This window comes from Streptomyces sp. NPDC058683, assembly GCF_042716195.1.
Classification (GTDB): domain Bacteria; phylum Actinomycetota; class Actinomycetes; order Streptomycetales; family Streptomycetaceae; genus Streptomyces.
In genome coordinates this window covers 1-10,715 of record NZ_JBHXSK010000110.1, presented here as the reverse complement: position 1 = coordinate 10,715, position 10,715 = coordinate 1, and the positions used below count along the sequence as shown (strand labels likewise).

At 70.6% G+C, this 10,715-nt stretch carries 2 protein-coding genes; both read right to left on the bottom strand.

The features are described 5' to 3' along the window. The coding region (locus tag ACFWXC_RS52625; RefSeq protein ID WP_384491418.1) for an acyltransferase domain-containing protein at positions 1 to 4,706 on the bottom strand (4,706 nt) is incomplete at its 3' end. A gap of 42 nt (positions 4,707 to 4,748) precedes the next feature. After that, positions 4,749 to 10,715, bottom strand: a 5,967-nt coding sequence (locus tag ACFWXC_RS52620; protein WP_384491416.1) for an SDR family NAD(P)-dependent oxidoreductase, incomplete at its 5' end; no start/stop codon positions are given.

Genomic DNA, 10,715 nt, shown 5'->3' with positions numbered 1-10,715 from the left:
GAGAAACCGTCCGGCATCGGCACCACCATCCGCCGGTCCGCCACCGCCACCGGACCAAACGAATCCAGCACCAACCCCATCACCCGATCACCCGGAACCAGATCCACCACACCCGCACCCACCTCCAACACCACACCCGCCGCCTCACTCCCCAACGGCGCATCCCCCGGATACAACCCGAGCGCAATCAGCACATCCCGGAAATTCAACCCCGCAGCCCGCACCCCGATCCGCACCTCACCCACACCCAACGCACGCCCCCCACCCGACGAAACAAGCTCCAGGTCCTCCAACGAGCCCTTCCGCTCAATCCCCAACCGCCACAACCCACCCAGCTCCACACCCGCCCCCGCACGCACCAACCGCGGCACCAGCAACCCACCCTGACGGACAGCCAGCTGAGGCTCATCCACAGCAGCCAGCACACCCCAGTCCGGCACACCACCCTCACCATCACCGTCGACGTCGACCAGTGTGATCCGGCCCGGATGCTCCGACTGCGCACTACGCACCAAACCCCACACCGGCGCCTGCACCAGATCGGCCGCCTCATCACCCACCGCAACACCCCGACGCGTCACCACCACCAACCGCGCCCCAGCCAACACCTCACTCCCCAACCACCGCTGCAACAACCCCAACACCCCCACCACAACCGACGACGCCGTATCCGCCAACCCGGCAACGTCCGCCACCACCACACCCGGAACCCCGGCCCCCTCAACCACGGCCCGCTCCAACACATCCAGCCCCACCAACGGCGCCTCACCCAACACCGCAACCTCCACCCCAGACGGCACAGGCAACGGCAACGGCACCCACTCCACACAGAACAGCGAACGCTCGCCGGTGCCGCCCTGTGCGTTCTCCAGTTGTGCCTGGTCGACCGGGCGTACGGTGAGGGCGTCGACCGCTACGACAGGCGTGCCGCTCTCGTCGACGGCATCGATGCGTATGCGGGAGTCGTCGCCCGCACCGGCCGCATCGACCGGGCTGATCCGCACCCGGACCCGCGAGGCGGCACTGTGCCCCAACCTCACCCCGGACCACGAGAACGGCAGCTCCGCAGAAACCGAACCCCCCGCCCCCTTCTCCAACAACCCCCCATGCAACATCGCATCAAACAACGCCGGATGGACACCAAACCCCTCACCACCCACACCCTCGGCAAGCACCACCTCCGCGAACACCACATCCCCAGCACGCCAGGCCGCCCGCAACCCCTGGAAAACCGGACCGTAGTCGTAACCCGCCTCCGCCAACCGCACATACAAGGACTCCACCGCCACCGCCACCGCACCCTCCGGCGGCCACTGCGCCGGGAACGGCGGAAGCGGCTCGGCGTCCGGAGCCAGCCAGCCACGCGCGTGACAAGTCACCTCGGCCTGCTCGTCGTCCTCGTCGGCGGCCTCCGCCCGGGAGTAGACCGCCACCTCACGACGGCCGTCCTCGCCCGCCCGGCCCACGACGACCTGCACCTGCCGGCCGGCGTCGTCCGCCAGGATCAGCGGTGCCTCCAGCACCAACTCGTCCACGACTGCGGTGCCGGCCACGCGGCCCGCGGTGAGCGCGAGTTCGACCAGTGCGGCGCCCGGAAGGATCACCATGCCCAGCACTGCATGGTCCTGCGTCCACGGCTGAGCGTCCTGCGCCACCCGGCCCGTGAACACCCACTCGTCCCGGTCCCCGACCGACACCGCGGCGGCGAGGATCGGATGGTCCAGCCGGCCGAGTCCGGCGGCGGTCAGGTCGCCGGCCCCGGTGCCGGGCGAGGGCCAGTAGCGCTCGCGCTGGAAGGCGTACGTCGGCAGTTCCACCCGTCGGGCGCCCGTGCCGCCGTAAAACGCCTGCCAGTCGATCCGGGCTCCGGCGATGTGCGCCTCGGCCAGCGACGTCGCGAACCGCTCGGGGCCGCCCTCGCCGCGGCGCAGCGAGCCGACGACCTGGACGTGGTCGGTGGCGTCGAGCGCCTGGGCGGTCTCGGCGACCGCCATGGTGAGAACGGGGTGCGGGGAGGCCTCGATGAAGCAGTTCACGCCGTTCTCGACGAGTGCGCGGACAGCCGGCTCGAAGCCGACGCGGCCGCGCAGGTTGGCGTACCAGTAGGAGCCGTCGAGCCGGGTGGTGTCGATGAACGCGCCCTCGGCGGTGGAGTAGAAGGGGATCTCGCCGGTGCGCGGAGTGAGGGGCGCGAGCAGTTCCAGCAGTTCGTCGTGGATCGTCTCGACCTGGGCGGAGTGGGAGGCGTAGTCCACGGGCACCCGCCGGGCCCGTACCCCGTCGTTCTCCCATACGGTCATCAGCTCGTCGAGCGCGTCGGGCGCACCGGCGACGACCGCGGTGGTGGGGCTGTTGACGGCGGCGACCGACACGCGCCCTTCGTACGCGGCGAGTTGTTCCTCGACCCGGTCCACGGGCAGCGCGACGGAGACCATGCCGCCGCCTCCGGCGAGCCGCTCCCGCACCGCGCGGCTGCGCAGTGCGACGACCCGGGCGGCGTCGTCGAGCGACAGCGCGCCCGCCACGTACGCGGCGGCGATCTCGCCCTGGGAGTGGCCGAGGACGGCGGCCGGTTCGATGCCGTTGGACCGCCACAGGCGGGCCAGGGACACCATCACCGAGAACAGTGCGGGCTGTACGACGTCGACGCGCTCCAGCGACGGCGCCCCGGGGGCCGCGCGCAGTACGTCCTCCAGCCGCCAGTCGACATACGGCGACAGCGCCTTGGCGCAGGCGGCGATCTCTTCGGCAAAGACGGGCGAGGAGTCCAGCAGTTCCATCGCCATCCGCTCCCACTGGGCGCCCTGCCCGGGGAAGACGAACACGGTCTTGCCGCCGGCGGCGGGTCCTTCGAGGACGTGGGCGGCGGGCTCGGCAGCGGAGAGCGCCCCGAGTCCGGTCAGCAGCGCGCCGCGGTCGGTGGCGACGACGGCCGCGCGGCGCTCCAGGTGCGCGCGGGTGGTGGCCTGCGAGAAACCGATGTCGAGGAGGCCGAGTTCGGGCTGGGCGATCATGTGGGCGCGCAGCCGGTCGGCCTGGGCGCGCAGGGCGGCCTCGCTGCGTGCGGAGAGGAGTACGGGAACGGCGGCAGGCGTACCGCCCGCATGCTGTACGGCAGTGGGGCCGCCGGCGTCACCCGTCCCGGCGGGCGCGTCGGACGGTGCGTCGCCCGGCGGCCGTACGACCGCCGCCTGCCCGGCGTCACCTGTCTCTGCGGACTCGGCCGGCTTGGCGGGCTCGGCCGGCTCGGCCGGCTTGGCGGGCTCCGCGGCGTCTGCCGGGGCGGCGGGTGCCATCGGAGCTTCTTCGAGGATGACGTGTGCGTTGGTGCCGCCGACGCCGAACGAGGAGACACCCACGCGGCGCGGACGGTCGGAGGCGGGCCACGGCTCGGCCTCGGTCAGCAGCCGCACTTCGCCCGCGGTCCAGTCGACGTGCGGTGAGGGGGCGTCGACGTGCAGCGTGGCCGGCAGCGTGCTGTGCCGCATCGCCATCACCATCTTGATGACGCCCGCCACGCCCGCCGCCGCCTGGGTGTGCCCGATGTTCGACTTGACGGATCCCAGCCGCAGCGGAACGCTGTCCGTCCCCCGCTCCTGGCCGTACGTGGCCAGCAGCGCCTTCGCCTCGATCGGGTCACCGAGCGGGGTGCCGGTCCCGTGGCCCTCGACCGCGTCGATGTCGGCCGCGGTGAGGCCCGCGTTGGCGAGGGCCTGGCGGATCACCCGCTCCTGCGAGGGGCCGTTCGGGGCCGTGAGTCCGTTGCTCGCGCCGTCCTGGTTGACCGCGGTGCCCCGGACGACGCCGAGGATCCGGTGGCCGTTGCGGCGCGCGTCCGACAGCCGCTCCAGTACGAGCAGCCCCGCGCCCTCGGCCCAGCCGACGCCGTCGGCGGCCGCCGAGTACGCCTTGCAGCGTCCGTCCGGAGAGACGCCGCGCTGGCGGCTGAACTCGATGAAGACGTTCGGCCGCGCGAGGACGGTCACGCCGCCCACCAGAGCGAGCGAACACTCCTGTGCCCGCAGGGACTTGACGGCCGCGTCGAGCGCGACGAGTGAGGACGAGCAGGCCGTGTCCACCGACACCGCCGGCCCCTCGAACCCGAAGGTGTAGCTCAGGCGGCCCGAGGCGACGCTGCCCGCGGAGGCGATCGTCAGGTAGGCCTCGATGTCGGGGCGCCGGTCGCTCTGCCCCGCAATGAAGCCGTAGTCCTGGTACATCACCCCGCAGAACACACCGGTGTCGGAGCCGCGCAGCGAGGTGGGAGCGATACCCGCGTCCTCGAACGCCTCCCACGCCGTCTCCAGCAGCAGTCGCTGCTGCGGGTCCATCGCCAGCGCCTCACGTGGGCTGATGTCGAAGAAGTCGGCGTCGAACTCGCCCACCTGGTCGACGAATCCGCCGCCGCGCGAGTACGACGTGCCGGGGTGGTCGGGGTCGGGGTCGTAGAGGTGCTCCAGGTCCCAGCCGCGGTCGTCCGGGAACTCCCCGGTTCCGAGGCGTCCTTCGGCCACCAGGTTCCACAGCTCGGCCGGGGACGTCACACCGCCCGGGTAGCGGCAGCCCATGCCGACGATGGCCAGCGGTTCACCGGCCCGGTCCTCGTACTCCTGGAGCCGGGCCCGGGTCTCGTTGAGGTCGACGGCGACCCGCTTCAGGTACCGGACCAGCTTTTCCTGCTGGGGGTCGTTGCCTTCAACGCTCATGGTCATGTTCCCCTGGGTGGTCTGATCCTGCGATTGCACTCGTCACACCTCGCCGAACTCGGCGTCGATCAGCTGGAAGACCTCGTCGGCGGTCGCGGCCGCCTCGAACCGCTCGGTCACATCGATCCGCTCGCTCGCACGCTGGTCGCCCTCGCCCAGTTGGGCCAGCAGCGTGCGCAGCCGTCCGGCCACGCGCTGCTTCTCGCCGGCCGCGACCGAGGCGAGCAGGTCCTCCAGCCGCTTGAGTTCCTGCTCGATGGGCGGCTCCGCGCTGCCGCCGACCTCGGAGAGGATCAGCCGCGCCACCGCCCCGGATGTCGGATGGTCGAAGACGAGGGTCGCGGGCAGCCGGACGCCGCCGGCCCGTGACAGCCGGTTGCGCAGCTCGACCGCGGCCAGCGAGTCGAAGCCCAGTTCCTTGAAGGCGCGGTCGGGGCCGATGGCGCCGGGCGAGGCGTGCCCGAGGATGGCCGCGACCTGACTCTGGACGAGCTGGAGCACGACCTGCTCCCGTTCGGCCTCCGAGACACCCGCGAGTTGTTGTGCGAGAGACACGTCCGTACTTTTCGCACGCCGTGCGGGCGCCGGGACCAGGCCGCGCAGGAGCGCCGGCAGCAGGCCCGCGCGCGCCTGGGCACGCAGGGCACCGAAATCGAGCCGCACCGGCACCAGCAGCGCTTCGTCGAGCCGCTGGGCCTGCTCGAACAGTTCCAGGCCGAGTTCGGTCGGCAGCGCGCCGACCCCCATCCGCTCCAACCGCGCGAGCTCCGTCTCGTCCAGCACACCGCCCATACCGCCGGCCTCGGCCCACAGTCCCCATGCCAGCGAACGGGCGGGCAGCCCCTCGGCACGCCGCTGCCATGCGAGGGCGTCGAGCACCGCGTTGGCCGCCGCATAGTTCGCCTGACCGGGACTGCCCACCAGGGCGGCGACGGAGGAGAACAGCACGAACGCCGACAGGTCCATGTCCGCGGTCAGTTCGTGCAGGTGCAGCGCCGCGTCCACCTTCGGCCGCATCACGCGTTCGAGCTGCGCAGGGGTGAGGGAGGTGATCACACCGTCGTCCAGGACACCGGCCGCATGGACAACAGCCGTGAGCGGGTGCGTGAGGGAACCGATCAGAGCGGCCAGTTGGTCGCGGTCGGACACGTCACAGGCCGCGGCACGGGCCTCGCAGCCCAACCCCGCCAGGTGGTGTACGAGTTCGGTGGCTCCGGGGCCGTCGGGACCGCGCCGGCTGACCAGCAGCAGCCGCCTGGCACCGTGGTGTTCGGCCAGATGCCGGGCGAAGACCGCGCCCAGTCCGCCGGTGCCTCCGGTGATCAGGACCGTGCCGCCGGGGTCCAGTACCGGGGCCTCGACCAGGGCCGAGGACGCCCGGGACAGCCTCGGCGCCAGGAACCTGCCCTGACGGACGGCGAGTTGAGGCTCGTCGAGAGCGGCCAGTGCGCTCCAGTCGGGCACGTCACCGTCGGCATCACCGTCGAGGTCGACCAGTGTGATCCGGCCCGGATGCTCCGACTGCGCACTACGCACCAAACCCCACACCGGCGCCAGCACCAGATCGGGAACCTCATCACCGACCGTAATGCCGCGCCGGGTCATGACGACCAGCCGTACGTCGGTGAGCCAGTCCTCGTCCAGCCAGCGGCGCAGCAGCTCCAGGGTGCGGGTGGCGACGGTCAGCGCGGCCTCGGCCGGCCCTTCGCCGGGCCGCGCCTCGACGGCCTCCACGGCGGCGATGACCAGGTCGGGTGCGGGAGCGCCCTCGGCCAGAGACCGGGCGAGCGCATCCACGTCGGCATACGCGTTTGCGTCCGGTTCGGCATGCCCCGCCTCACCCAGCACCGCAATCTTCACGGGAGCCGCGGGCGATGTGGGGAGGGTGGTCCAGTCCACCGTGAACAGCGAACTGTTCCCCGGCCTCTGAACGCTCGCGAGCTGTGCCTGGTCGACCGGGCGGAAGGCCAGCTCGTCCACGCTCGCCACCGGCACGCCGTACTCGTCGGCGATGTCGATCCGCAGTGCCGACTCACCCGCGGATCCGATCCGCACCCGCAGGCGTGACGTCCCGCTGAGTGCGAACCGCACCCCGGACCAGGAGAAGGGCAGTCGGGCGGACGAACCGTCGCCGTTGTCGAGCCAGTCGAGTCCGCCGTGGAGTGAGGCGTCGAAGAGTGCCGGGTGGATACCGAAGCCCCGGGCGGACTCGGCGTGTTCCTCGGGAAGCGCGACCTCGGCGTAGATGTGCTCACCATCGCGCCAGGCCGCCCGCAGCCCCTGGAACACCGGCCCGTAGTCGTACCCGGCGTCCGCGAGTCGACCATAGAGCGCCTCCACGGCAACCGGCTCGGCACCAGGCGGCGGCCACTCCACGGGCAGCACGGAAACCACCGGCTGCGTCTCCGGCACGAGCGTGCCCCGCGCGTGACACACCGCCTCGGACCGCTCGCCCTCACCGGGCGTCTCGGGGCGCGTGTAGACGGCGACCGCACGGCGGCCGTCCTCATCGGGCTCGCCAACAGTGACCTGGAGCTGTGCCGTCGCGTTCCCTTCCAGGACCAACGGCGCTTCGAGTACGAGTTCTTCGAGTACCGGGCTGCCCGCGTGGCGGCCGGCGGCAAGGGCCAGTTCGACCAGTCCGGTGCCCGGCATGATGACGGTGCCGAGCACGACGTGATCCCGTGCCCAGGGCGCACTGTCCAGGGAGATCCGTCCGGTGAACAGCCACTCGTCCCGCTCACCGACCGACACCGCGGCGGCGAGGATCGGATGGTCCAGCCGGCCGAGTCCGGCAGCGCTCAGGTCGCCGGTTCCGGTGGTGGGCGTGATCCAGTAGCGCTCGCGTTGGAAGGCGTAGGTCGGCAGGGGGACGCGCCGGGCGCCCCTGTCCGCGTAGAACGCCGACCAATCCACCGGCACACCGTCTATGTGCGCCTGCGCGAGAAACGCGGCGAACGTCTCCGCCTCGGGGTGACGGGCCCGTAATGCGGTCGCGAACAGCACCGTGGTGTCCTCATCCAGCGACTGACGCGCCAACGCCGTCAGCACGCCGTCCGGACCAAGCTCCAGGAACCGGGTGACACCCTCGGCCTGGAGGGTACGCACCCCGTCCGTGAACCGCACCGCCTGACGAACGTGATCCACCCAGTAGCCGGGGTCGGCCAGCTCCGCCGACACCAGAGCACCGGTCACATTCGACACCACCGGAATCCGGGGGCTGTGGAACGTCAGGGTCTCGGCGACCTTGCGGAACTCCGCCAGCATCGGCTCCATCCGATGCGAATGAAACGCATGACTCACCCGCAGCCGACTCGTCTTACGGCCCTGCCACCGCGGCAGCCACTCATCCAGCGCGTCCAGATCCCCGGAGACCACGACCGAGCGGGGACCGTTGACCGCCGCGATCCCCAGCCGGTCCTCGAACCCGGCCAGCTCCCCGGCCACCTCCTCCTCCGTCGCCTGCACCGCCGCCATCCCACCACCGGCAGGCAACGCACCCATCAACCGGCCACGCGCCACCACCAGCGCACACGCATCCGGCAGCGACAACACCCCCGCCACATGCGCGGCCACCAGCTCACCCACCGAATGCCCGATCAGATAATCCGGACGCACCCCGAGAGACTCCACCAACCTGAACAGCGCCACCTCGACCGCGAACAACGCCGCCTGCGTGAACTCCGTCGCATTCAGGAGACCCGCATCCGCAGAACCCTCCTCAGCGGCCAGCAAGTCCCGCAGCGAACGGCCCAACCGCGGATCCAGCTCCGCACACACTTCATCCAACGCCCGCGCGAACTCCGGATAGACGGCGGCGAGTTCCACACCCATCCGGGCCCGCTGCGCCCCCTGACCCGTAAACAAGAACGCCGTACGACCCGCACTCGCCTGACCGTCGAACACACCGGCGGTGGGTTCACCACCGGCCAGGGCAGCCAGCCTGGCCAGCAACCCCTCCCGATCCGACGCCACCACCGCAGCCCGGCACTCCAACTGCGCCCTCGTCACCACCGACGAGAAAGCAACATCGAGCAGACCGAGGTCGCGGTGGTCCTGGAGGTGGGTGTGCAGCCGTTCGGCCTGCTCCCGCAACGCCGCCTCACCCTTACCCGACAGCAGCACCGCAGCCGGCCGGTCCGGCACGCTCACTTCCGCGGCCGACTCCGCGGGACCCTCCGGAGCCTCTTCCAGAATGACGTGCGCGTTCGTGCCGCTGATACCGAAGGAGGAGACGCCCGCACGCCGTGGCTCTTGCGAGGCCACCCACTCCTCGGCCTGCGTGAGCAGCTTGACCTGACCGGCCTCCCAGTCGACATGCGGCGAGGGAGTGTCGACATGCAGGGTCGCCGGGAGGGTCCTGTGCTGCATCGCCATGACCATCTTGATCACACCGGCGACACCAGCCGCAGCCGACGTATGCCCGATGTTCGACTTGATCGACCCCAACCGCAGCGGATCGTTCTCAGCCCGCTCCTGCCCATACGTCGCCAACAACGCCTGAGCCTCGATCGGGTCACCCAGCTTCGTGCCCGTCCCATGACCCTCCACCGCATCGACATCGGCAGGGCTCAACCCGGCGTTGGCGAGAGCCTGCCGAATCACCCGCTCCTGCGAAGGACCGTTCGGCGCCGTCAGACCATTGCTCGCACCGTCCTGGTTGATCGCGCTGCCCCGGACAACACCAAGAATCCGGTGACCGTTGCGACGCGCATCCGACAACCGCTCCAGCACGACCAGACCAAGACCGTCCGAGAAACCCGTGCCATCCGCAGCCGCCGCATACGACTTACAACGCCCGTCCGACGCAAGACCCCGCTGACGACTGAACTCGGTCAGGAGGAACGGACCCGACATGATCGTCACGCCACCGACGAGCGCGAGGGAACACTCACCCGACCGAAGCGCCTGCGACGCCATGTGCATGGCCACCAGCGACGACGAACACGCGGTATCCACCGACACCGCCGGACCCTCAAGCCCCAGACTGTAAGCAACCCGACCCGACACGACACTCGACGTCGTACCCGTCAGCCGGAACCCCTCCAACTCCGGCGGCATCACACCGCCGTAGTCCGACGTCACCACACCGCAGTAGACGCCGGTGTCGGAGCCGCGCAGCGAGGTCGGGTCAATACCCGCATCCTCGAACGCCTCCCACGCCGCCTCCAACATCAACCGCTGCTGCGGATCAATCGCCAACGCCTCACGCGGACTGATCCCGAAGAACCCCGCATCAAAATCCCCGACACCCTCGACAAAGCCGCCACCACGCGTATACACCGTGCCGACCCGCTCCGGATCCGGGTCATACAACCGCTCCAGATCCCACCCACGGTCAGCCGGCAGACCCGACACCGCATCCCGACCCTGCGACACCAACTCCCACAACCCAGCAGGAGACGTAACACCACCCGGATACCGACAACTCATCCCCACAATCGCCAACGGCTCATCCACCCGCGACGAACGCCCCGCCCGCACCACCCGCCGCTCAACAACACCCCCACCCCCACCAACCTCCGCCAGCAAGAACCGACTGACGGCAATGGGCGACGGGTGATCGAAGACCAGCGTCGACGGGAGCCGTACACCGGTTGCCTGGGTCAGCCGATTCCGCAGCTCCACCGCCGCCAGCGAATCGAAACCCAACTCCTTGAAAGCACGACCCGGATCAATCACCTCGGACGACGCATGCCCGAGTACAGCCGCCACCTGGCTCCGGACCAACTCCAGAACCACCCGCTCCCTCTCGGCTTCGGGTACGGCGGCCAGCCGCTCGGCAAGTGATCCGCTCACGCTCTGCGTACGACGGGCCGGCGTACGCACCAGTCCACGCAGCAACGCCGGAAGCATCCCCGCGCGCGCCTGGGCCCGCAACGCACCCTGGTCCAACTGCACCGGCACGACTAGGCCCGCATCCTGCCGCCCGGCCGCGTCGAACAACTCCACGCCCAGCTCACTCGACAGCGCGCCGATCCCCATCCGCGCCCACCGGGCCACACTGCC